Source organism: Gordonia sp. CPCC 205515 (assembly GCF_048537925.1).
Lineage (GTDB): Bacteria > Actinomycetota > Actinomycetes > Mycobacteriales > Mycobacteriaceae > Gordonia.
On record NZ_JBCLVJ010000008.1, the window covers coordinates 443,197 to 467,074 of the forward strand.

Sequence of the window (23,878 nt, forward strand, 5' to 3'; positions counted from 1 at the left end):
CAGCGCCTCCGGACCCACCCCACCCCACCCAGAAAGCAGAATCCCATGCAGCCCTCCGAATTGCAGGACTTGACCATCGCCATCATCGGCGGCGGCTACGGCGGCGCGTCCGCGGCACAGGCGTTGAGCCAACTCGGCGCGACGGTCACCGTGTACGAGCAGGCAAGCCAGATCCGCGAGGTCGGCGCCGGCATCGGACTGCGCCCGAGCAGCATGGACCGGTTCCGCGAGTGGGGCATCTTTGACGCGATCGCCGCGGTCAGCTCGCCGAGCGATTTCTTCGAAATCCTCAGCGCCACGAACGAACCGATCATGAAAGACAGCTGGCCCGAGCACAACGGCCTGACCCAGACCTACCTGATCCACCGCGGCGACTTCATCGACGCCCTGATCGGGGTGCTCCCCGAGGGCATGGTGAAGGTCGGCTTCAAGGTCGAAACCATCACCGACAAGGGCGACCACGCCGAACTGACCTTCGCCAACGGCGACACCGCCACCGCCGACCTGGTGATCGGTGCCGACGGCATCAAGTCGGTCGTCCGCAAACAGCTCTTCAGCGACAACGAGCCGCGGTTCTCCGGCGAACGTGCCTACCGTGCAGTGATTTCGGTCGACGACGCCGAAGGCATGGTCGTCGACGACAACCTCCGGATGTACATCGGCAAGGGCACCAAGATCTACCTGCTGCCGCTGCGCCACCGCAACGGCGTCTCCTTCGACATCACCGCCTTGTGCCCGGACGCCACCTGGTCGCCGGTCGTGTCCAAGGACGAGATGTTGCGGACCGTCGAGGGATTCGACGAGCGCCTGATCGAGATCACCCGCAACCTCGACATGGACACCGTCAACATCCGCGCCGTCTACGACATCGATCCGGTGGCCGACTGGCACTCGGATTGCGTTGCGCTGATGGGCGATGCGGCACACTCTATGCTGCATCACCAGGGGCAGGGCGCCAACTCGGCGATCCTGGACGCCGGTGCACTCGCCGACGCGCTGCGCGACGCCGACTCCGTACCTGCCGCGCTGGCGCAGTATCAGGCGGTGCGCAAGCCGGTCACCGATGAACTGCAACGTATCTCGCGATCCGGATGGAGCGAGGACGAGCTCAACGACGTGTTCCCCGGCCAGAAGCCGGCCGCACCGGTCGAGGCCTGAGACATGGCCCTGCACCCCGAGATCGCCAAGGTACTGGCCTCGCTTCCGGCACCGCCCGACGGCGCGCTCAATCCCGTCGCCATGCGCGCCGGCGAGGAAGCCGAGGTTCCGCCCGTGGACGAACGACTCCCGCTGTTCGCCGTCGAGGACACCACCGTTCCGACACCGACCGGAGACGTTCCGGTGCGGATCTACACGCCGGTGGACGCGGACTCCTACGGTCTGATCGTCTACTTCCACGGCGGCGCCTTCTTCCTCGGCAGCCTCAACACCCACGACCACGTCGCGCGGTCGCTCGCCAAGGAGACCGGCTGCAAGGTCATCTCCGTCGGCTACCGTCGCGCCCCAGAGGCACCGTTCCCCGCCGGACTCCAGGACTGCTACGGCGTGGTGCGCTGGGCGGCCGACCACGCCGACGAGCTCGTGTGGGACGGAACGACATTCGCCATCGTCGGCGACAGCTCCGGCGGCACGTTCGTCGCGGCGGTCGCCGCCATGGCCCTCGACGACGGTGTCGACGCCATCACCCATCAGGTGCTCTTCTATCCATCGCTCGACCTGGATTTCGACATCGACCGATATGCGTCGTTGCGGGAGAACGCCGTCGGTTACGGGATGGAGACCGCGGGCCTGAAACCGTTCAACGCGTTCTACCTCGACACCGCCGCCGATCCGGCAGATCCGTTGGTCTCACCGATCAAGCGCGCCGACCTCACCGGACTGCCGCCGGCTCTGATCATCACCGGCCAGTACGACCCGCTGCGCGACGAGGGTGAACTCTACGGGGAGAAGCTCCGCGCGGCCGGCGTCGACGTCACCGTGAGCCGCTACGACGGTGCCGGACATGGTTTCGTGCAGCACTTCTCGTGGATTCCCGAGTACCATCGGGCCTACGAGGAGACCGCGGCCTTCCTCGAGGGACGGACGAACTCATGAGCCGGCACGCGGCGGTCCATCCGCTCGTCTCGCCGTGGGGTCGGTTCGGGCTGTACAGCTTCTACATCGACGCGCCTGAGCCGGCAATTGTCGACACCGGTATCGCATCGTCGCCGGCCGAGGGCATGAAACCCGCCCTCGAGGCACTCGGCCAGGACATCGCCGACGTCCGCTGGATCCTGTTGACCCACGGCCACATCGATCATATCGGCGGCGCATACGCCCTGTGGGAGATGACCGGTCGCAAGGCGCAGGTCGTGATCGGCGCGGCCGATGCACCGATGCTGCGGTCGCGCCGTGCGCACGTCAACGAGTACCTCGGTGCCCGTGGCCATTACCTCGACGATCCGGAAGGCGAGGCCAAACAGATTGCCGCGACCAACGCGGTCATCTCCGGCGAGATGGAACCCACAGTGCTCGTCACCGGGGGAGAGACCATCTCCCTCGGCGGCGAGGTCACCGTGTCGGTGCGGGCGATCCCCGGCCACACCGCGGGTTCGGTCGCCTACATCATCGACGGCCAGAACGACGTCTTCGTCGGCGATGCCGTGCAGGTGCACGGTGCGGCCAATGGCTTTCCCGGGTACGTGGATCCGGTGGCCTACCGGACCAGCGTGCAGTACCTCCTCGACGAGGTCCATCCGCAGCACCTCTACCTCGGGCATCCGTATCGACGGATCGATGGCACACCGTACGGCGTCGAACTCGACGCCGCCGAGGCGCGTGAAGCATTGGAGCAAAGCCTCGAGGTGGAATCCCGCGTCGAGGAGGCCGCCCAGCACTGCCTGTGCCACGGGCTGGCGGAGACCGATTCGGTGTACTCACCGTTCGCACCGGTCGCCGAGAAGCTCGACTACCAGGGCGATCCCACCCTCGAACCCTCGCCGTTCTTCACCTCGATGCACGGCTACCGGACGCAGTTCGAGCACGCCACAGAACAGGAAACACCATGACCGACATCCGAACCCTCGAGGCGGGCGGCGAGAAGATCACCGTCCGCAAGGATCTGCGCATCCCGATGCGCGACGGCATCGAACTCGTCGCCGACGCCTACGCCGGCACCGACGACGCCCCACGCCCCGCGCTGGTCGCGCTCAGCCCGTACGGCAAAGAGCTGCAGGCACTCTCGCTGACCATGCCGCCGCAGCGGCGTCCCAGCCCGATGTGGGACGGCTGCATCGAAGCCGGCGACATCGCGCGGGTGGTCTCCGAGGGTTACGTCCACGTCATCGGCGACCTCCGTGGTTCCGGCGGTTCCGAGGGCGAGCACATCGGCAACTACAACGCGGGAGGCGTGTCGCTGGGGCAGGACGCGTACGACTTCATCGAGTGGGTCGCCGAACAGCCCTGGTGCGACGGCAATGTCGGCATGATCGGCATCTCCTACTTCGGGACGATGCAACTTCTTGCGGCGGCCGAACGACCCCCGCATCTCAAGGCCATCTTCATCAGCGGCGGCCACTTCGACTTCTACGAGACCACCTATCACGGCGGCATCATGTGGTTCATGCCGCGGGCCGCCCGCGAAGGCCGGGGCGGCGACTCGGGGTGGGCATTCACCGATCGCATCAAATCCCGTATGCTCGAGACTTTTTCAGACGCGGAGATCGCCGAACGCGTCGCCACGCGGCTCGCGGACCCCGACGTCGCGGCATGGCCGAACCTCGTCCACACCTTGCACTACCCGGTCCACCACGAGGCCTGGTTTGACATCATAACCAACGAGGTCGACGGCCCGTGGTACGAGGAGCGCAACCCGATCACGTTGGCGCCCACCATCGACATCCCCGTCTGGCTGCAGATCGACCAGGGTCGCGGCTGGACCATCGACGGCACCATCGAGGTGTTCAACGAACTCCAGGGCCCGAAGAAGCTCGACATCGGCGCTTACCCTCCGATGCAGTCGCGGCCGTGGATCGAAGAGTACGACAAGATGTTCCGCTGGTACGACCACTGGATCAAGGGCATCGACAACGGCGTGATGGACGAGGATCCGGTGACGGTGTTCGTCGAGGGCTCCCGCGAGTTCGCGACCGGCGATCAGTGGCCACCGAAGCCTGTCCAGTACCGGCCGCTCTACCTACGGCCCCGCGGGAAGCTGTCGTACGAGCCCGAACCGATGAGCGTGGAATACGCTGCGCCCGAGGGGTTCTATCAGGCCCCGCTGACTGTCACCGGCAAGGTGGAGATGCTCAAGTGGAGCACCGCACCGTTCGAGGAGCCGACCGAGATCATCGGCACCGGCGCGGCACACCTGTTCGTCGAGATCGACCAGCCCGACACCAACTTCATCCTGCGGATGTGGGATGAGGCGCCGAATGGCAAGCGCCAGTTGATCACCACCGCCTACCTCAAGGCGTCGCATCGGGAACTCGACGACCGCACCACCGAAGGCAACCCGTACCACCCGCATACCCGGGCGGTGCCGGTCGAGCCGGGTGTCGTCGACGAGTATGTGCTGCGGGTCTATCCGTTCGCTGCGTCGTTCCAGCCGGGACACCGGTTGACCGTCGAATTGTCCAACAACGAACCCCTGGTCGACGACCACAATTCGCTGCTGCCGCCGGACGCCTTCCACCTGCCGGTGGGACGTGCCGTCACGCACAAGGTGTATCGTGACGCCGCCCATCAGTCCCGTCTGGTGTTGCCCTTCACCGTGTCGGCACCAGGACGTTAGCCGACCTCGATACCGGGGACGGCGCCGGCGGCTTCCCGGTCGAGCACGTCGGACATCGTCACGACTCGACCGGGCCCCGCCTCGTGCAGCGCGATCGCGGCTGCAGCCGTGAGCCGACCGGTCGCCACGGATTGCCCCTCTCCCTGCGCCGAGATCGACACACCGGTCCGACGGCTCAGCGCCGTCAGGCTCCAGCGCGCGTCACCCCAGTGCGGGGCGTATCGGATCAATCCCGCGGCCGCGGGCACCCAGCCGACTGCGGCCAACGCGGCGGTCGTGACGGCACCGCCGGTGGCGAGGTACGTCCGTACCGAAATCCCGTCCGGACGGCCCACCAGAAAGTGATCCGGGAAGTCGGCACGCAGGTGACGTCGTCGGCCGGTCGGTGACGGCAGCCGGCGAAACTCGCGGTAGTTGCGAATTGCGGTACCTTCCGGCGGGTCATGCAGTGTGCGGCCGGCGAGCGACGCGGTCCACGCAACCGCCTGCGCACCATGCTCTTCGCCCGAACCCAGGACGACGGCAAGATCCACGTCATCGCCGGGCTCGGTGGGGAGTGCACGCACGAGAATCGTCGACAGCCCAGGCACGAGGCCCGCACCAAGGAGAACCCCGGTGCCCGCCGGTGTCCGTTCGGACAACTCGGCGAGATAGGCGGCAGTGGCAGAGATCTCCACCAGTGCAGCCGGGCCGAGGGTCTCGACGATGCGCGGCTCCTCGATACCCGACGCATTGACCACGACGTCGTGGCCGTCGGTGTGACGACGCAACTCCTCGAGGCCCTCCGGCCGGGTCAGATCGATGCCGCTACCTGGTTCGGATCGACCAGCCACGGTGGCTTCGTGACCAGCTCGTCGGAGTTCGTCGACGACGACGCGGCCGACCGCGCCTCGGCCACCGAGGACCAGCGTCCTCATCGACGAAGCGTGCTCTCGGGAGGATTCGCCATTCGGACCGCAGTGGTTGTCATGTCCCGAGGCTATCCGGCGACCGATCCGGCTCGACAACGCATCGGCTGAAACCACCCAGCAATGCCGCCCACCACAACGCTTCCTTCGACGTATTTGCGATGGCCTCCCGCACTGGGGTGGGTTTGCGCAAAGGGTGGTTTGGTGGGGCGGTTTTGGTGGCGATTGCCGGCGGCTGCTCAGGCGTCAGCGCAAACCGACCGGAAACAATGCATCCGCAATCGATTTCACCCCGCCGTGGGACGTCGCGCCGCCGTCGACGGTGATCTCGGCTCCGGTGGTGTAGCTCGACGCCGGACCGAGAAGGTACTCGACGGTGCCCGCGACCTCTTCTGGGTTACCTGCCCGGCCCAACGCGCTCTCGGCGATCGACGCGTCCCGGAAAACCGTCGGCGCCGACGCGGTCATCGGAGTGTCGATGAACCCCGGATGCACGATATTGACACGGATTCCGCTGTCGCCCAGCGCAAGGGCGGCGGTGTGGGTCAGACCGCGCAGCGCCCATTTGCTGGTGGTGTAGGCGACAGGGTAATGGGCGGTCAGCGCCGCGATCGACCCGATGTTGACGATCGATCCGCCCGGCGGCATCAGCGGCGCGAGCGCCTGGATCGCCAGCGTGGGGCCGATGACGTTGACGGCGTAAGCGGCGGCCATGTCGTCGGCAGACACCGTATCGATGCGTGCACGTCGGGTGATGCCCGCACAGTTGACGAGCCCATGCACCCCGTCGTCGGCGAGTTCGAAAGCAAGGCCGGACCACTGGGCGGGGTCGGTGACGTCGAAGGCCCGAACGCCGTCACCAGCGGTTCGATCGAGACCGACGACCCGGGCGTCCGCCCCAATGAGTCGTCGCACGATGGCCGCACCGATGCCGCCGCCGGCTCCGGTCACCACGATTGTCTGGCCCGCCAGTTCCGACATCGACTACCTCCTCGTATCAGTCCACCAGGGTGACCCGATCGGACGGCACAAGGGAATCCCGAAGTACCGATACCGGCTATCGAGCGCACGGATACCCGTTACGACAGCGGTTCGACACCAGCGATCTCGGCGATGATTTCGCGCAGCCAGATGTGCCCCGGATCGGCGTCATGGATCGGGTCCCACCAGAAGGCGTCGCGCAACGGGGCAACGTCACCCGGGCAGGGGAGCACCCGCAGGTCGGCGACCGGTCGCAACCGTTCGGCCAGCGATCGTTGCAGCAGCGCGATGCGGCGGGTGCCGGTGACGAGGAACGGCACCGCCAGAAACGATTCCATCACCACCTCGATGTTCGGTTCGACACCCAGCGTCTGCAGTTGCCGGAGCGCGGGGGTGAACGCGGTGGGCCCGTGGAAGGTCACCACCCACGGCGAGCGGCGGAGGTCGTCGAGGGTCAATTCGTCGCCCATATCGGGGTTGTCGGCCGCACAAACGCAGACCCAGTCGTCGGGCGGGAACTCGATGTACGAAGCGCGTGAGATGAATCCGTAGGGGATCACGATCCCGTCGATGGTGCGGAGTGTGTCCTCGGCCGCATCGACCACCGACGGCGTGTTCTGCTCCAGGCGTAGCTGCACCCCCGGTGCGCGGTCATGCAGCACCCGAGCCAGCGGCTCGCCGATCCGCAGCACGGCATAGTCGCTGACCACGATGGTGAACGTCCGATCCGCAGTGGCCGGATCAAAGGTCGGCGCCGCGTCGAACACCCTCCGCACGGTGACGAGAGCGGTGGCGGTGAGTGGTCGCAGATTCGCCGCCAGCGGCGTGAGTTCGTATCGATTTCCGTTGCGCCGCAGCAACGGATCGTTGAAGTGCCGTCGCAGACGTGCCAGTGCGGCACTCGCGCTGGGTTGCGCCACGCCCAATCGCTCCGCCGCCCGCGACACGTTGCGCTCGTCGAGCAGGGCATCCAGCGCGACCAGCAGATTGAGGTCGAGGTTGCGCAGTTGCCGCGGAGTTTTCATGGTCGCCATGAGTATTGATGATAGCTATACCGAATATCCAAAACTTCGCCTTCCCAAATAGTGACCGCGGACGCATTGTGGTTGGGACCACAGCCAACAGGAGTTCCCCACCATGTCACCATTGAACGCACTCGTCATCGGCGCGGGTGTCGCCGGGACGGCCACCGCGATCCTGCTCGCCGAGCAGGGCGCCACCGTCGACCTGATCGACATCAAACCTGACGTCTCCGCACTCGGCTCCGGAATCACCCTGCAGGGCAACGCCTTGCGCGTACTCCGTGAACTCGGCGTCTGGGATGAAGTCCGCGGCCACGGATACGCCTTCGACACGCTCGGCATCCGCACACCCGGCGGCGATCTGGTGGCCGAACTCCTCGATGCCCGCACCGGCGGCGAGGACCTCCCGGCGACCTTGGGCATGTACCGACCCACGCTCGCGAAGATCCTCATCGAACGCGCCGCCGAAGCCGGCGTCAAAGCCCGATTCGGCACCACCGTCACCGCGCTCGAGCAGGACGACGACGGCGTCAGCGTGACCTTCGCCGATCAGACCAGCGGACGCTACGACCTCGTCGTCGGCGCCGACGGTCTGCGCTCGTGGACCCGCCGCCATCTCGGTATCGAGGCGGACCCGCAGGGGACCGGGATGAGCATCTGGCGGGTATTCGCGCCGCGCCCGGAGTCGGTCACCCGCACCGAACTCACGTACGGCGGTGCGTGCTACATCGCCGGCTTCTGCCCGACCGGCGAAGACTCGCTCTACGCCTACCTCGTCGAAGACTCCCAGGATCGCAGCGCGCTGGCCCCCGAGGAGTCGCTCGCGACGATGCGCGCCCTGGCCGAGCAGTATCACGGACCGTGGGACGACATCCGCGCCGGCATGACCGACCCGTCTCGCATCAACTACACGCGCTTCGAAACCCATGTGGTGGACGGGCCGTGGCACCGCGGCCGAGTCGTACTGCTCGGCGACGCCGCCCACAGCTGCCCACCCACCCTGGCGCAGGGCGCCGCACAGGCACTCGAGGATGCCTCGGTCCTCGCCGACGTCCTCGTCACCCACTCCGACATCGACGACGCGATGTGGGCCGAGTTCACCCAGCGACGCCTCGCCCGCGCGACGGCCGTCGTCGACGCCTCGGTCCAACTCGGCCGCTGGATGCTCGACCACGAGCAGGGCGACGTCCCCGGCCTGATGGGCCGGATCGCCGCCCTGCTGACCACCCCCGCCTGACACATTCACCGCCCCAACACTTTGGAGTCACCGATGACCACGGACACCATTCACGAACCCGTCGCCGACGCACCCGCCGATTACGCCTTCACCCACCTACGCCACATCGGCATCGCCGTTCCGGACTACCAGAAGCAGATCGAGTTCTACACCGGCAACTGGGGATTGACCGAGGTCGGCACCGACGGCGACGTCACCTACCTCGCCGCCGAGGGATCCCCCGAGAAGTATGTGGTGCGCGTACGCAAGTCGACCGACAAACGACTCGACCTCATCTCCTTCGGCGCCGCCGACCGCCAGGCCGTCGACGACCTGGCCCTGCGCCTCGGCCGCGACGGCGTGAGCCTCATCGCCGAACCCGGCACCCTCCAGACACCCGGCGCCGGTTACGGATTCCGGTTCTTCGACGGCGACGGCCGCACCATCGAGATCTCCGCCGACGTCGACATCCGAACCCACCGCAAGATCGAGGAAGGCGAGTCCGTCCCGGTCAAACTGTCGCACGTCGTGATCAACAGCCCCGATCCGGAAGCGACGGTGGCATTCTATGAGCGGCACTTCGGTTTTCGGGTGTCCGACATCCTCATGCACCCGCGCATGGGTCGAATGATGTGGTTCATGCGAACCAACACCGCCCACCACTCGATCGCCATCGCCCGCGGACCGCACGTCGCCCTGCACCACGCCTCGTTCGAACTGCGCGGCCTCGACGAGTACATGCGCGGCACCGGACGACTGCTGCGCACGGGCGCCGAAAAGATCTGGGGCCCCGGCCGACACATGGCCGGCAACAACACCTTCTCCTACTTCCTCGACCCCAACGGCAACACCATGGAGTACACCACCGAACTCGAGGTGCTCGACGAGGACACGTGGCATCCGCACCTCTACGACTTCTCCGATCCCGAGGTCACCGACCAGTGGGGCACCGCCAACGCGATGAACGAGTTCGTGGCGAGCCAGTCGTTCAACGATCCGGACAAGGGCCTGTTCGTCGCCCCGCCGGTCTGATTCTGATATCTCACTCGACCTCAGCCACAGAAAGAAAGGTTCACGCGATGAAGTTCGCCACCGTCACCGTCGACGGAACTCAGCGCGCTGCGGTGCTCACCGACTCCGGCGCGCACCTCCTGGCGCCCGGTCGCACCATGGTCGACGTCATCGGCACCGGACTCGATGCCGCCCTGCGCGAAGGTGCCCGTGCCGTCGAGACCGGCGAGACCCGACCGCTCGACGAGGCCAGGCTCGACGCACCCCTGCAACCGCCCACCATCCGCGACTTCGTCACCTTCGCCGAGCACGTCGAGGGTGTCCGGCAGTCGATCGAAGGGCAGGCCGGAGTGCCCGACGCCTGGTGCGACGCACCGCATTTCTACTTCACCAACCCACACACCGTCGTCGGCCCGGAGGCCGTGGTGCGCCCACCCGGCGGATCGGCGAAGCTCGACCTGGAGCTCGAGGTCGCCGCCGTCGTCGGCGGAACCGGCACGGACGTACCGATCGAGGAGGCCGATGACCTTATCTTCGGCTACACCATCCTCAACGATTGGTCGGCCCGCGACCTGCAGGGCCGCGAGATGCAGGTTGGACTCGGGCCGGCCAAGGGCAAGGACTTCGCCAACTCGCTCGGACCGGTCATCGTCACCGCCGACGAGTTCACCGATCGCGTCGACGCCGACGGCTTCCTCGACCTCGCCTGCACCGTCCGTATCAACGGTGAGGTCATCGGGCACGACGTCACCGCCAACATGGGCTGGACGTTCGCCACCATGATCGCGTTCGCCTCCCGCAACAGCGTCGTCAAACCCGGCGACGTCCTGGGCTCGGGCACCGTCGGCAACGGTGGCTGCCTCGCCGAATTGTGGGGTCGCCGCGGCACTCTCGACCCGGCGCCACTGACCGAGGGGGACGTGGTGGAACTGACCGTCGAGGGCATCGGCACACTACGCAACGTCGTCGGTGCTCCACGCCCCGCCCATCCGCCGATTCCCGCCCCACGCATGACCGATCAACACCGCCGCCGCGACGAGCAACCTTCGCCCGACCTCGCCGCAACCACCGCAGGGAGTACCCGTGAGCACTGACACCACCACTTCGCCGATCACCCTCGACCGGACCGACCCCGAGGGCGCCATCGCTGCCGCCGTCGCCCGCTGCTCCAACTGGGGCCGCTGGGGCGACGACGACGTGCACGGCACCCTCAACAACATCACCGCCGCCGACCGGGCCTACGCCGCCACCCTGGTGCGCTCCGGACGGCCGTTCAGCCTGGCCCTCCCGTTCGACAACGACGGCCCCCAAAAGGGCTGGCGCCGACGCAGTAACCCGGTCCACACCATGCTCGACACCGGCACCGACGCCGAAGCCGGCGTGCAGGGCTTCCCGCACGGACTCGGCGGCGCCGACGACGTCATCTCGATGCCGTTGCAGTGCAGCACCCAGTGGGACGGCCTCGGCCACATCTTCGATCACGGCCGCGCCTGGAACGGCCGACGCGCCGGACAGGTCGTCACCTCCGACGGCGACCGCGTCACCGGCATCGAGACCGCCGCCGACCGCATGGTCGGTCGCGGAGTGCTCCTCGACGTCGGGCGCACGTTCGGCACCGATGGTGAATTGCCCGACGGATTCGCCATCACGACAGCACATCTCGAGCAGACCATCGAAGCGCAGGGGAGTACCGCAGCGGTTGGGCGTGGCGACTTCGTGCTGGTCCGCACCGGACAACTCACGCGCGCACTGCGCGACGGCTGGGGCGACTACGCCGGCGGCGCCGCCCCGGGCCTCTCGTTTACCACCGCGGATTGGCTGCGGCAGACCGACATCGCCGGCATCGTCACCGACACCTGGGGATTCGAGGTGCGGCCCAACGAGTTCGACGTCGCCTTCCAGCCGCTGCACCAAGTGGCCATCCCCAACATGGGCCTGTTCATCGGCGAGATGTGGCACCTCGACGACCTCGCCACCGCCTGCACCGCCGACGGCCGCTACGAGTTCCTCCTCACCGCCGCACCCCTGCCGGTCACCGGAGCAGTCGGCGCGCCGGTCAATCCGATTGCGCTGCGATGACTCTCATCGCAGTGACCACCCTCCGCGAAAACCACTGACCACCAACACAATTTGGAGAAATGACATGTTCGAATACTTCCAGGGCAACAAATACGTCTGGAATTTCGCCGTCAACGGCGCCCTCAACAGCGGCGGCCGCATCGACGAGATCGACCGCGCCTGCCGCCCACTGCGCGACGTCGCCTCGACCAACGAGGACGTCGGCACCGAGGACTTCCTGCGCAGCTGGACGACACTCGTCGACCAACTCGAGGAGCAGGCCGAGGAGAACGTGCGTAGGGGTCATCTGCGTACCGCGGGCCAGACCTACGCACGGGCCGCCAACTACCTGATCACCGCCGAACGCATGCAGCAGGCCGGCACCCCCGAACGCAACGCCACTTACGGCCGCTGCCTGCGGTTGATGGAACGTTCCTTCGAACTCGCCGATCCGCTGACCCGCCGCGTCGAGATCCCGTTCCGCGACACCACACTGCCCGCGTACTACACCAAGCCGATCACCACCGGCGGTGCCCCGACCCCGGCGATGATCCAGTGGAACGGCCTCGATAGCACCAAGGAACACATGTACGTGTCCGAGCACAGTCGCGAGCTCGCCGCCCGCGGCATCGCGACGCTCATGGTCGACACCCCCGGATCCGGTGAGGCACTGCGCAAGCAGGGACTGACCGCCCAGATCGACACCGAGGAATGGGCCGCCGCCTGCGTCGACTTCCTGGAGAGCGACCCGACCATCGACTCGAGCCGCATCGGCATCGTCGGCTGGTCGCTCGGCGGCTACTACGCACCCCGCGCGGCGGCGTTCGAGAAGCGCCTCGCACTGTGCGTGGCGTGGGGCGCCAACCACGACTGGGGCAAGGTGCAGCGTCGTCGTGTCGAGAAGGAGGGTGAGCGTCCGGTGCCGCACTACTGGGACCACGTCCTGTGGGTCTGGGGCGAGACCGACCTCGACCAATTCCTCGACATGGCCGACAACGTCAACCTCGACGGTGTCGTCGAACAGATCACCGTCCCGTTCCTCGTCGCGCACGGCGAAGGTGACCGTCAGATCCCGGTCGAGCTCGCGTACCGGTCCTACGACCAGGCCGTCAACAGTCCCAAGCGGGAACTGCGCGTGTTCACCGCCGACGAGGGGGCCACCGAACACATCGGTCTCGACAACTTCGGTCACGTCAGCAGCTTCATCGCCGACTGGGTTGCCGACACCTTCGCCGAACTGGCTGCCACCCGCACGTCGGCCCCGGAAGTGGCCGCCGTCCGCTGAGCCGTCCCCAACCCGTCGTAGGCCGCTACGGTTCCCGAAACAACCACAAACGCTCAGGTTCCTACCGTCCGCTCACCTTGCACAGTGAGCGTTTGGTAGGAACCTGAGCGTTTGCCCTTCGACAGGCTCAGGGAGCGGTGGGACGGCTCAGGGAACGGTGGGGCGGCTCAGCCGCGCGCCGACTCCAGCACCTCGTTGAACGTCTTGCTCGGACGCATCACCGCGGCAGCCTTCTCCGGGTCCGGGTAGTAGTAGCCACCGAGATCGGCCTCGTTCCCCTGCACCTCGTTGAGCTCCTTGACGATGGTGTCCTCGTTCTTCGCCAAGGTGTCGGCCAGTCCGGCGAACTGCTTGGCGAGTTCGGGGTCCTCGGTCTGCTTGGCCAGCTCCTGTGCCCAGTACATGGCGAGGTAGAACTGGCTGCCGCGGTTGTCGAGTTCACCGGTGCTGCGCGAGGGCCCCTTGTCGTTCTCGAGCAGCTGCCCGGTCGCGGCGTCGAGCGCGTTGGCCAGGAGCGTGGCGCGCTTGTCGTCGAACTTCTTGCCCAGCTCCTCGAGGCTGACCGCGAGCGCGAGGAACTCGCCGAGCGAATCCCAGCGGAGGTGGTTCTCCTCGACGAGCTGCTTGACGTGCTTGGGGGCCGAGCCGCCCGCACCGGTCTCGTAGAGACCGCCACCGGCCATCAGCGGCACGATCGACAGCATCTTGGCGCTGGTACCCAACTCGAGGATGGGGAACAGGTCGGTGAGGTAGTCGCGCAGGATGTTGCCGGTCGCGGAGATGGTGTCCAGCCCGCGGATCAGTCGCTCCATGGTGTACCGGATGGCACGCACCTGCGACATGATCTGGATGTCGAGGCCTTCGGTGTCGTGATCGGGCAGGTACTTGCGGACCTTCGCGATGAGCTCGTTCTCGTGCGGACGGTACGGATCGAGCCAGAAGACGACCGGCATGCCCGAGTCCCGCGACCGCGTCACGGCCAGCTTGATCCAGTCCTGGATCGGCGCGTCCTTGACAATGCACAGACGCCAGATGTCGCCCTCCTCGACCTCCTGGGTCAGCAGCACCTCACCGGTTTTGAGGTCAGTGATGTTGGCGGTACCGGCCTGCGCGATCTCGAAGGTCTTGTCGTGCGAGCCGTACTCCTCGGCCTTCTGCGCCATCAGACCGACGTTGGGCACCGTACCCATGGTGGTGGGATCGAACGCACCGTTGGTCTTACAGAAGTTGATCATCTCCTGATAGATGCGGGCGAAGGTCGACTCCGGGTTGACCGCCTTGGTGTCCTTGAGTCGACCGTCGGCGCCGTACATCTTGCCGCCGGCCCGGATCATCGCAGGCATCGACGCATCGACGATGACATCGCTCGGGGAGTGGAAGTTCGAGATACCGCGGGCCGAGTCGACCATGGCCAGCTCGGGACGATGCTCGTGGCACTTGTGCAGGTCGTCGATGATCTCCTCGCGCTGCGCACTCGGCAGGGATTCGATCTTGCTGTACAGGTCCGACAGACCGTTGTTGACGTTCACACCGAGTTCGTCGAACAGCTCACCGTGCTTGGCGAAGGCGTCCTTGTAGAAGACCTTCACCGCGTGACCGAACACGATGGGGTGCGACACACGCATCATGGTGGCCTTGACGTGCAGCGAGAACATGACGCCGGTCTCGTAGGCGTCGTCGATCTGCTTCTCGTAGAAGTCGACGAGCGCCTTCTTGCTCATGAACATGCTGTCGATGACGTCGCCGTCGTTCAGCGTGACCTTGGGCTTGAGGACGACTGTCTCGCCGCCGCCGTGCGGGATCAGCTCCATCTTGATCTCGCGGTCGCCGTCGACGGTCATCGACTTCTCACCGTGGTAGAAGTCGCCCTCGGTCATGTGCGCGACGTGGGTCCGCGACGCCATGGACCACTTGCCCATGCTGTGCGGATGCTTCTTCGCGTACCCCTTGACCGCCTGCGGCGCACGCCGATCCGAGTTTCCTTCGCGCAGAACAGGGTTCACCGCACTGCCGAGGCACTTGGTGTAGCGATCGCGGATCTCTTTTTCCTCATCGGTCTTCGGGTTGCCGGGGAAGTCGGGGATCGCGTAGCCCTTGGCCTGCAGTTCCTTGATGGTTGCCTGCAGCTGGGGGACCGATGCGCTGATGTTGGGCAGCTTGATGATGTTGGTCTCCGACAGTTGGGTCAGACGGCCGAGCTCACCGAGATTGTCGGGAACCTTCTGCTCGTCGGTCAGGTAATCGGGGAATTCGGCGAGGACGCGGGCGGCAACCGAGATGTCGCTGGTCTCGACGTTGATGTCGGCGGCGTCGGCGAACGTTCGTATCACCGGAAGAAAGGCGTACGTCGCCAGCATCGGCGCCTCGTCGGTCAGCGTGTAAATGATGGTCGGCTTATCCGCGGTCATGTTCCTCTTTCGCCTCCATTGTCGGGCACGCGACTTGTGGTCCGTGCGTCTCGCTGTACCAGTATCGCGGTTGGTGTCAGATGGCGCGCACGGATGGGGTAGGTGATGTGTGGATCACGTCACGCCGGGCCAGAATCGGGTGGACGGAAAAAAGTTGTCGCGATGATGTCGAGAACGGGGCGTCGGCACCGTCCCAGGGATACGAGCGGCCCACCGGTCGCACGACGACAAAGGAGATTGCCATGAAGTATCTGCTGCTCAAGCACTATCAGGGTGGCCCGACGCCGCACAAGGATCTCGCTCCCATCGACCAGTGGGCACCCGACGAGATCGACGCCCACATCCAGTTCATGCGTGACTTCGCGACGAAGCTCGAGGGGTCGGGCGAGTTCGTCGACGCCCAGGCGTTGGCTCCCGAGGGCACATTCGTGCGCTACGACGGTGACGGCCGGGCACCGGTCACCGACGGTCCGTTCGCCGAGACCAAGGACCTGATCGCCGGGTGGATGGTCATCGACGTCGACACCTACGACCGGGCCCTGGAGTTGGCGGGCGAACTGTCGGCCGCGCCGGGACCCCGTGGCGAACCGATCTACGAATGGCTCGAGGTGCGGCCGTTCATGTCGGAGCATCCACGCGAGACCGAGTGAACGAGTCGCTGCTGCGCGAGTTGGTGCCGTCGGTGATCGGTGTGCTGGTCCACCGCGGCGCCGACTTCGCGTCGGCCGAGGACGCTGTCCAGGAGGCGTTGATCCGCGCGCTGCAGACGTGGCCCGACGACCCGCCGCGCAACGAGAAGGCGTGGCTGGTGTCGGTGGCCTGGCATCGGTTCATCGATCTCGCCCGGGCCGACTCCGCGCGCCGCGGACGCGAACTCGTCGTCGACGCCGAACCTCCGCCGGGTTCGGCGTCGGAGGTCGACGACACCCTCGCGCTCTACTTCCTCTGCGCGCATCCCACGCTGTCATCGAGTTCGGCGGCGGCGCTGACGCTGCGCGCGGTGGGCGGTCTCACCACTCGGCAAATCGCGGCGGCCTACCTTGTGCCCGAGGCAACGATGGCGCAGCGGATCAGTCGGGCCAAGCGCAAGCTCAACGGTCTGTCGCTCGATCAGCCTGGTGATCTGTCGACCGTGCTACGTGTGTTGTACCTGGTCTTCAACGAGGGCTACACCGGCGACGTCGACCTCGCCGCGGAAGCCATCCGGCTCGCTCGGCAACTCGCGTCGGCGACCGACGAACCCGAGGTCTCCGGACTGTTGGCACTGATGCTGCTGCACCACGCCCGACGGGTCTCGCGCACCGGACCGGGCGGACGACTGGTGCCCCTGGCCGATCAGGACCGCACCCGATGGGACACGACGCTGATCGCCGAGGGTGTCGACATCCTGCAGACCGCACTGGCCCGCGACCGGTTGGGGGAGTATCAGGCGCAGGCGGCGATCGCCGCGCTGCACGCCGATGCCCCGACCGCCGCCGACACCGACTGGGTCCAGATCGTGGAGTGGTACGACGAACTGCTCGGCCTCACCGGCAGTCCGGTGGTCCGTCTCAACCGGGCGGTTGCGGTCGGCGAAGCCGACGGGCCGCAGGCCGGGCTGGCGGCGCTGGCCGGGGTGGATCCCGGAGTGCCGCGTCATACCGCAGTCGCCGCCTATCTCCACGAGCGGGCCGGCGACACCGAGCGTGCGGCGGCGCTGTACGCCGAGGCCGCACACGCTGCGACGTCGGTGCCCGAACGCGACCACCTCACCCGCGAGGCCGCGCGCCTCCGGCAGTCGCTGCTATAGCGTTGTGCCCATGGGTGAATCCGCCGACGAGGACGCATCGGCCCCGCCGACGACGAACTGGGCCGTGCTGCGCGAACCGCCATCGACGCAGCGCGGAATCCGCACCCGGGCCTCGCTGATCACCGCGGCCCGAATCGTGTTCGAGCGCACCGGATATCTACAGACCCGGCTCATCGACATCACCAGCGAGGCAAAGTGTTCGTCGGGCACGTTCTACACCTATTTCGCCACCAAGGAGGAGATCCTTGCCGCAGTGCTCGAAATGGCGCAGGAGGACATGCTCCATCCCGGTCTGCCGCACGTGGCCGGCGACGGTGATGCGGTGGCGGTTATCGAGGCCAGCAATCGGGCGTATTTCGAGGCTTACCAACGCAATGCGCAGCTGATGGGGGTCCTCGAGGAGGTCGCCAACATCGATCCCGGGTTCCGCCGGTTCCGCCACGAACGTGCGCAGGCCTTCATCCGACGCAACGCTCGCAGCATCGAGGCGCTGCAACGCCGCGGACTTGTCGACGACCGCTTGGATCCGATGCTCGCGGCACGCGCGCTGTCGGGCATGATCAGCCGACTCGCGTTCTCGGTGTTCGTCGTCGAACCGGCGCTCGACGAGGACCCGGTCGACGCCGAAATCCTCATCGAGACCAGCACGACGTTGTGGGTCAACGCATTGGGATTGACCCGCTGATCGGGCTCAGGCCCGAGCCGCCTGCAACTCCGATCGATCGATCTCCCGCTTGAGAATCTTGCCGGTGGATCCCTTCGGCAGCGCGTCGACGAATCGGACGATGCGCGGAACCTTGTACGCGGACAACTTCTCTCGAGACCACGTGGTGATGTCGTCGGCGGTCACCGCCGCGCCCGGCCGTAACGCGACCACGGCGGCCACCTCTTCGCCGTAATGCGCATCCGGTACCCCGATCACCGCCGCCTCGACCACGTCGGGATGTTGGTAGAGCACCTCTTCGACCTCGCCGGGATACACGTTGTACCCGCCGCGGATGATGAGGTCCTTGACCCGGTCCACGATGCGCAGGTCGTGGCCGTCGTCGAACACACCAAGGTCGCCGGTGCGGAACCAGCCGTCCGACAGCACCGCCACGGTGGCGTCCGGCCGCTTCCAGTACCCCTTCATCACTGTGGCGCCCTTGATGAAGACCTCACCGACCGTGCCTGCCGGACAAACGTTTCCGTCGTGATCACGGATCTCGATCGCGGTACGCGGTACGACCCGCCCCGTGGAACCGATCTTGGCTCCCCGATCGATGTCGTTGAAGGTGGCCATCGCTGCGGTCTCGGTGAGGCCGTACCCCTCCAGCAGACTGCACCCGAACGTCGACTCGAACGCGCGGGCGACCTCGCCCGGCAGCGACGCACCACCGGACACCGCGATCCGCAGCTGCGCGAATTCGTCGGCGCCCGCGCCATCGGCGCCGTGCAGCATGGCATTCCACATCGTCGGTACACCGCACACGACGGTCAACCGGTCTCGGCGCAGCATCTCGACCATGCCGACCGGGGTGAACCGCTTGAGCAGTGAGATCGATCCGCCCCCGGTCAGCGCCGACATCATCACCGACGCCTGCCCGAACACATGGAACAGCGGCAGGCCCGTGCCCACCCGGTCGTCGGCGGTGCTGTTGCTGATCTCCGACGAGATCTCGCCGGCGGCAAGCAGATTGGCGACGGTCAGTTCGGCGCCCTTGGGTTTGCCGGTGGTGCCCGAGGTGTACAGGATGGCGGCGGTGTCGTCGACGGGGCGGTCGACGGCGTCGGCTAGCGGTTCGGCGTCGACCTCGGCGCCGGGTCGCAACTCCCAGTAGGGAATCGACTCGACGTGTGCCGCCTCCGACACCGCGGGACCGAGTTCATACCAACCGATAGCCAGCGCGGCCTGCGAGTCGGTCAGGAAATACTCCACCTCGGTGGCGGTCGACATCGTGTTGACCGTGATGACCGTCGCGCCCACCGCCTGAATCCCCATGTAGGACACCACGAACTCCGGCACCGACGGGGCCGCGAGCAACACCCGGTCGCCGGCCCGGATGCCGGCGGCGCGTAACGCTCCGCCGTACCGCAGGCTGCGGGCGCGCAGCTCGGCGTAGGTGATCTCGCCGTCGTCGGACCGCAGCGCGATCGATGTGCCGTTGGCCGCGGCGTGGCGGGTGATGGGATCGAGCAGATTGGGCATTGCGGCACAGAGCCTTTCGGTGGAGGAGGGGTGGTCAGCCGGCGATGACGCGGGCAATGGACTCCGCGACCATCACCGGCTTGTCGGAGCCCTCCCGTTCGAGGACCTGCTGGGTGGTGACCTGGATGCCGCCGGGCACCTCGTCGGCGGCCACGACGGTGACCCGCATCCGGACCCGGGAACCCACCGGCACCGGCGATGGAAAACGAACCTTGTTGTAGCCGTAATTGAGTCCGGCCGCGAAGCTGTCGAAAGCCAGCAACTGACCCGACAGGTGGGGCCCGAGCGACAAGCTCAGCAGACCATGCGCGATCGTCCCACCGAAGGGGCTGTCCGCGGCCTTGGCGGTGTCGATGTGAATCCACTGATGGTCGTCCGTGGCGTCGGCGAAGGTGTTTACGCGATCTTGATCGACGGTGTACCAGTCCGTCGGACCGATCTCTTTGCCGATCAGTTCTGCCAGGTCAGCGGCGTTGGCGGGGCGAACGGGGAGGGTGCTGGTGTCCATGAATACTCCTGTCGACGGTGACTCGCGAGGTCCACACTATTGAAGTTGACGGCAAGTTCAACTATACATTGCTGAGACCTGGATCACGCACCCCGGCCGTGTCGTGGTGCGTCACCGGCACGAAACGCACTCGATCACACCCACAACCCGATGAGGAGAAATCACCGAGATGAAAGCCTGGCGCGTACCCGACCTGGGTGAAGCCCGCGACGTCCTGCGCTTCGAGGAAATACCCGACCCGACCCCTGGTGACGGCGAGGTGCTGGTCCGAGTCCTCGCGGCCCCGGCCAACTTCCCCGACGTGCTGCTGTGTCGCGGCGAGTACCAGATCAAACCGCCGCTGCCGTTCACGCCGGGTGTGGAGCTGTGCGGCGAGGTCGTGTCAGTCGGCGCAGGGGTGACGCGCGCGGCGATCGGCGACCGCGTGGTCGGCACCCCGATCCTGCCCGGCGGCGCGTTCGCCGAGTACGCGGTGATGAACGAGGCCAACGTCTTTCCGGCCCCGGCTGCCCTCGACGACGCCGAGGCCGCCGCGCTGACCATTGGTTACCAGACGGCGTGGTTTGCGCTGCATCGTCGGACGTCGATCGCCGCCGGCGACTACCTGCTGGTGCATGCCGCGGCCGGTGGTGTGGGCAGCGCCGCGGTGCAACTCGGCAAGGCCGCGGGTGCGACGGTGATCGGCGTCGTCGGTGGACCCGAAAAGGCCCGCTACGCGACCGAACTCGGGGCCGACGTGGTCGTCGACCGGCGGACCGACGACTTCGTCGCGACGGTCAAGGACGTCACCGGCGGACATGGCGCCGACATCGTGTTCGATCCCGTCGGCGGCGACGCGTATGCCGGTTCCACGAAATGTATTGCCTTCGAGGGACGCATCGTGGTCATCGGCTTCGCCGGCGGCACCATTCCGCAGCCGGCGCTCAATCATGCACTGATCAAGAACTATTCGATCGTGGGCCTGCACTGGGGTCTGTACCAGTCCAAGAACCGCGCGGTCATCGACGAGTGTCACGCCGAGTTGACCCGGATGGCCGATGCCGGATCGCTCAAGCCGCTGATCGGGGAGCGGCTCGCATTCTCCGATGTCGCCGAGGGTCTCGGACGACTGGGCGACGGCTCCACCGTCGGGCGTCTGGTGTTCACGCCGTGAGCGCGGCTGGGTCGCTGTTCGACGTCACCGGCAAACGTGTGGTCGTCACCGGCGGTACGCGCGGTATCGGCATGATGATCGCGCGGGGCTTCGCCGAGGCCGGGGCGCGGGTGATCATCTCCTCCCGCAAGCCAGACGCCTGTCAGGCTGCGCAGGAAGAACTCTCGACGGTCGGTGCCGTATCCGCGTTCGCCGCGGATCTGTCGACGCCCGAGGGCATCGCCGCGTTGGCCGGCCACGTGCGCGACACCTTCGACGCCGTCGATGTCCTGGTCAACAACGCCGGCGCCACCTGGGGTGCCCCGGTGGACGAGTTCCCGCGGTCGGGCTTCGACAAGATCCTAAACCTCAACGTCACCTCGGTGTTCGAGATGACCCAAGCGTTGCTGCCTCAGTTACGGACTGCCGCCGACGCCGCCGGACCGGCGCGGGTGATCAACATCGGGTCCATCGACGGCCTCGTGGTGTCGCACACGGAGAACTTCTCCTACGGCGCGTCCAAGGCGGCGGTCCACATGCTCACCCGCAAGCTGGCCGCCACTCTGGCGGCGGAGAACATCACCGTCAATGCCATTGCACCCGGACCGTTTCCGTCGAAGATGATGGCCTTCCTGCTCGACGACCCGGAGGCCCGGGCGCAGGTCGAAGGTGGTGTGCCACTCGGGCGGGTGGGCAGCTACGAGGATGTCGCCGGCACCGCGATCTTCCTGTCCTCCCGCGCAGGCGCCTACCTGACCGGCGCGATCCTCCCGGTGGACGGAGGTATCAGCGGCACCCGATGACCCCTGCGTTCGGAACCACACCTGCTCATCTGTGAAGGGAACTCGCATGACCCGACTCGATGCCGAGCCGATCGGAACACCACCTCCCGGCCCGTCGAACAGTGCTCTTCGATCCCTGTGGGATCGCAAACTGCACCACTATCCGGAAGCATCGGCCCGCTACCGATACCTCGCGATCACCGTGCTCGCCACGGTCATCCTCTACTACCAGCTCTACATCCAGGGTGCGGTCGCCACCAAGATCATCCACTTCTACGGCATGACGTTCACCATGTTCGTGGTGGTGTCGATCATCGGTAACCTGTTGGGCGCCTTCGCCTCGCTGGCCGCCGGACTCGCCGACCGTTGGGGCCGCGCCAATCTCGTCGTCGGCGGTCTGTTCGTGACCGGTATCCTGGTGCTCTTCGCGCTGCCGCACGCCCCCAATACTGCTTGGTACACGATCTTTTTCGCGGTGCTGAGCATCGTCGAGGGCATGATCCTCGTCGCGACGCCGGCCCTGATCCGCGACTTCTCGCCGCAGGTGGGACGGGCGCAGGCGATGGGCTTCTGGACTATGGGCCCGGTGCTGGGCAGCCTGGTGGTCACCATGGTGTCCAGCCACACGCTCGATTCCCATCCGGACTGGCGCTTCCAGTTCTATGTCTGCGGCATCGTCGGTCTGATCGTCGCGGTCATCGCGCTGTTCGGGCTGCGGGAGTTGTCGCCGGGGTTGCGGGACCAGCTGATGGTCAGTCTGACCGAACGCGCGCTGATCGAGGCGCGTGCCAAGGGACTGGACACCGAGACTGCGCTGCACGGACATTGGCGGCAGATGCTGCGGTTCGACATCGTCGGCCCGGCCATCGCGATCAGCCTGTTCCTGATGTTCTATTACATCGCGGTCGGCTTCTTCGTCGTGTACTTCGCCACGACGTTCGGCTACTCCGAGGCGCAGGCCAATGCGCTGGCCAACTGGTACTGGATCGCCAATGCCATCGCCCTCATCGTGGCCGGTGTCGTCTCCGACAAGATCCGGGTCCGCAAGCCGCTCATGGTCGTTGGCGCGGTGATCTCCATCATCGGCACCGCGATCTTCGCGACGCTGAGCACCCAACCGGACACCAGCTACTACACGTTCGCCATCGTGCTGGTGGTCATCGCGGTCGGTGGCGGCATCGCCTACTGCGCGTGGATGGCCAGCTTCACCGAGACCGTCGAGTACCACAACCCGGCTGCCACGGCGACCGGATTGGCGGTGTGGGGCTGGACGATTCGCATCACCGTCACCCTGGCGCTGACCGCGCTGACCTTCGTCGTGCCCGCCACGTCGACGCTCGTCGATCAGGGCTCGCACGTGTCGGAGATCGTCGCGGAGTACCCGGAGCAGATTGCCACGGCCACGGCCGTGGACCCCGCAACTCTCGGGGCGCTCAAGGAGAATCCGAGGGACGTCCGTGCTGGCGCGGCCGCGGTGGCCCAGCTGATGCGGGCCGGTCTGGCCGCCAATCCGCAAGAGGCGGTGGGCCGATTGCAGCAGCTGAGCACGCAACCGATCCCGGCTGAGGATCAGGCGTACCTGGCCGAGCACGCCGCCGACGTGAAGCAGGCTCAGGCGGACAACCCCGGGCAGTGGAAGATCTGGTGGTGGATCTGCGTCATTGCCCAGATCCTGTTCATTCCCTTCATCTTCGTGCTGCGTGGCCGGTGGAGTCCGCGTCAGGCGCGTGAGGATGCGGTCGAGCACGAGGCGATGATCCAGCGGGAGATGGCGTCGCTGAAGTAGTTCGGCGTGAAGCCGCGGCGAGCGTTTGCTCGT

General features: G+C 66.6%; 22 protein-coding genes. 16 read left to right on the top strand and 6 right to left on the bottom strand.

Annotated elements, in window-relative coordinates; translation table 11 throughout:
- The first annotated feature begins 45 nt into the window (after positions 1–45).
- The 4 genes from AAFP30_RS13985 to AAFP30_RS14000 are packed head-to-tail and all read left to right on the top strand — an operon-like array spanning position 46 to position 4,771.
- Entirely contained in the window at positions 46–1,158 is a 1,113-nt protein-coding gene (locus AAFP30_RS13985) for an FAD-dependent oxidoreductase (RefSeq protein ID WP_419230522.1), read from the top strand.
- Between the two features lie 3 nt (positions 1,159–1,161).
- Positions 1,162–2,094, top strand: coding sequence for an alpha/beta hydrolase (locus AAFP30_RS13990; protein WP_419230523.1), 933 nt, complete (start codon positions 1,162–1,164; stop codon positions 2,092–2,094).
- Positions 2,091–3,047 carry an MBL fold metallo-hydrolase gene (locus AAFP30_RS13995; RefSeq protein WP_419230524.1) on the top strand — a complete coding sequence of 319 codons (957 nt, stop codon included), beginning with the start codon at positions 2,091–2,093 and terminating at the stop codon, positions 3,045–3,047. The genes AAFP30_RS13990 and AAFP30_RS13995 overlap by 4 nt, the downstream gene beginning before the upstream one ends.
- Entirely contained in the window at positions 3,044–4,771 is a 1,728-nt protein-coding gene (locus AAFP30_RS14000; RefSeq protein WP_419230525.1) for a CocE/NonD family hydrolase, read from the top strand. Before AAFP30_RS13995 ends, AAFP30_RS14000 begins: the two co-directional genes overlap by 4 nt.
- Here the strand turns inward: AAFP30_RS14000 and AAFP30_RS14005 are convergent.
- The gene (locus AAFP30_RS14005; RefSeq protein WP_419230526.1) at positions 4,768–5,604 is read right to left on the bottom strand and encodes a hypothetical protein; all 837 of its coding nucleotides are present in this window, start codon (positions 5,602–5,604) and stop codon (positions 4,768–4,770) included. The genes AAFP30_RS14000 and AAFP30_RS14005 overlap by 4 nt on opposite strands.
- A gap of 9 nt (positions 5,605–5,613) precedes the next feature.
- On the opposite strand from AAFP30_RS14005, the gene AAFP30_RS14010 reads away from it, so the two are divergent.
- Positions 5,614–5,790, top strand: coding sequence for a hypothetical protein (locus tag AAFP30_RS14010; protein ID WP_419230527.1), 177 nt, complete (start codon positions 5,614–5,616; stop codon positions 5,788–5,790).
- A gap of 135 nt (positions 5,791–5,925) precedes the next feature.
- Here AAFP30_RS14010 and AAFP30_RS14015 read toward each other — a convergent pair whose 3' ends face one another.
- Positions 5,926–6,660, bottom strand: a complete 735-nt coding sequence (locus tag AAFP30_RS14015) for an SDR family NAD(P)-dependent oxidoreductase (protein WP_419230528.1) — start codon at positions 6,658–6,660, stop codon at positions 5,926–5,928.
- A gap of 98 nt (positions 6,661–6,758) precedes the next feature.
- The gene (locus AAFP30_RS14020; protein ID WP_419230529.1) at positions 6,759–7,694 is read right to left on the bottom strand and encodes a LysR family transcriptional regulator; all 936 of its coding nucleotides are present in this window, start codon (positions 7,692–7,694) and stop codon (positions 6,759–6,761) included.
- A gap of 103 nt (positions 7,695–7,797) precedes the next feature.
- On the opposite strand from AAFP30_RS14020, the gene AAFP30_RS14025 reads away from it, so the two are divergent.
- The 5 genes from AAFP30_RS14025 to AAFP30_RS14045 all read left to right on the top strand — a co-directional run bounded on the left by AAFP30_RS14025 (position 7,798) and on the right by AAFP30_RS14045 (position 13,252).
- Positions 7,798–8,919 carry an FAD-dependent oxidoreductase gene (locus tag AAFP30_RS14025; RefSeq protein ID WP_419230530.1) on the top strand — a complete coding sequence of 374 codons (1,122 nt, stop codon included), beginning with the start codon at positions 7,798–7,800 and terminating at the stop codon, positions 8,917–8,919.
- A gap of 33 nt (positions 8,920–8,952) precedes the next feature.
- Positions 8,953–9,930 (top strand): VOC family protein, encoded by a 978-nt coding sequence (locus AAFP30_RS14030; RefSeq protein WP_419230531.1) that lies wholly within the window; start codon positions 8,953–8,955, stop codon positions 9,928–9,930.
- 47 nt (positions 9,931–9,977) lie between these two features.
- The gene (locus AAFP30_RS14035) at positions 9,978–11,003 is read left to right on the top strand and encodes a fumarylacetoacetate hydrolase family protein (RefSeq protein WP_419230532.1); all 1,026 of its coding nucleotides are present in this window, start codon (positions 9,978–9,980) and stop codon (positions 11,001–11,003) included.
- Positions 10,993–11,988 carry a cyclase family protein gene (locus AAFP30_RS14040; protein WP_419230533.1) on the top strand — a complete coding sequence of 332 codons (996 nt, stop codon included), beginning with the start codon at positions 10,993–10,995 and terminating at the stop codon, positions 11,986–11,988. The genes AAFP30_RS14035 and AAFP30_RS14040 overlap by 11 nt, the downstream gene beginning before the upstream one ends.
- Positions 11,989–12,052: 64 nt before the next feature.
- A complete protein-coding gene (locus AAFP30_RS14045; protein WP_419230534.1) occupies positions 12,053–13,252 on the top strand; it encodes an alpha/beta hydrolase family protein in 1,200 nt (399 codons plus the stop codon).
- Positions 13,253–13,419: 167 nt separating this feature from the next.
- Here AAFP30_RS14045 and AAFP30_RS14050 read toward each other — a convergent pair whose 3' ends face one another.
- Entirely contained in the window at positions 13,420–15,660 is a 2,241-nt protein-coding gene (locus tag AAFP30_RS14050) for an NADP-dependent isocitrate dehydrogenase (RefSeq protein WP_419230535.1), read from the bottom strand.
- A 242-nt stretch (positions 15,661–15,902) separates the two neighbouring features.
- Between AAFP30_RS14050 and AAFP30_RS14055 the strand changes: the two genes are divergently transcribed.
- From AAFP30_RS14055 to AAFP30_RS14065, 3 genes are read left to right on the top strand one after another with little or no spacing between them, the layout of a single operon-like run.
- Positions 15,903–16,310 (top strand): YciI family protein, encoded by a 408-nt coding sequence (locus AAFP30_RS14055; protein ID WP_419230536.1) that lies wholly within the window; start codon positions 15,903–15,905, stop codon positions 16,308–16,310.
- A complete protein-coding gene (locus tag AAFP30_RS14060) occupies positions 16,307–17,449 on the top strand; it encodes an RNA polymerase sigma factor (RefSeq protein ID WP_419230537.1) in 1,143 nt (380 codons plus the stop codon). The genes AAFP30_RS14055 and AAFP30_RS14060 overlap by 4 nt, the downstream gene beginning before the upstream one ends.
- A 10-nt stretch (positions 17,450–17,459) precedes the next feature.
- Entirely contained in the window at positions 17,460–18,134 is a 675-nt protein-coding gene (locus AAFP30_RS14065; protein WP_419230538.1) for a TetR/AcrR family transcriptional regulator, read from the top strand.
- 6 nt (positions 18,135–18,140) lie between these two features.
- Here the strand turns inward: AAFP30_RS14065 and AAFP30_RS14070 are convergent, their stop codons facing one another.
- Positions 18,141–19,637, bottom strand: coding sequence for an AMP-binding protein (locus AAFP30_RS14070; protein ID WP_419230539.1), 1,497 nt, complete (start codon positions 19,635–19,637; stop codon positions 18,141–18,143).
- A 34-nt stretch (positions 19,638–19,671) separates the two neighbouring features.
- Positions 19,672–20,145: a MaoC family dehydratase gene (locus AAFP30_RS14075; protein WP_419230540.1), complete on the bottom strand. Its 474-nt coding sequence runs from the start codon at positions 20,143–20,145 to the stop codon at positions 19,672–19,674.
- Between the two features lie 169 nt (positions 20,146–20,314).
- Between AAFP30_RS14075 and AAFP30_RS14080 the strand changes: the two genes are divergently transcribed.
- Genes AAFP30_RS14080 through AAFP30_RS14090 form a run of 3 tightly spaced genes read left to right on the top strand, consistent with a single transcriptional unit; the run spans position 20,315 to position 23,845 of the window.
- Entirely contained in the window at positions 20,315–21,298 is a 984-nt protein-coding gene (locus AAFP30_RS14080) for an NADPH:quinone oxidoreductase family protein (RefSeq protein WP_419230541.1), read from the top strand.
- The gene (locus tag AAFP30_RS14085; protein WP_419230542.1) at positions 21,295–22,080 is read left to right on the top strand and encodes an SDR family oxidoreductase; all 786 of its coding nucleotides are present in this window, start codon (positions 21,295–21,297) and stop codon (positions 22,078–22,080) included. The genes AAFP30_RS14080 and AAFP30_RS14085 overlap by 4 nt, the downstream gene beginning before the upstream one ends.
- Before the next feature lie 46 nt (positions 22,081–22,126).
- On the top strand, positions 22,127–23,845 hold the full coding sequence (locus AAFP30_RS14090; RefSeq protein ID WP_419230543.1) for an MFS transporter: 1,719 nt from the start codon (positions 22,127–22,129) through the stop codon (positions 23,843–23,845).
- Positions 23,846–23,878: the final 33 nt, after the last annotated feature.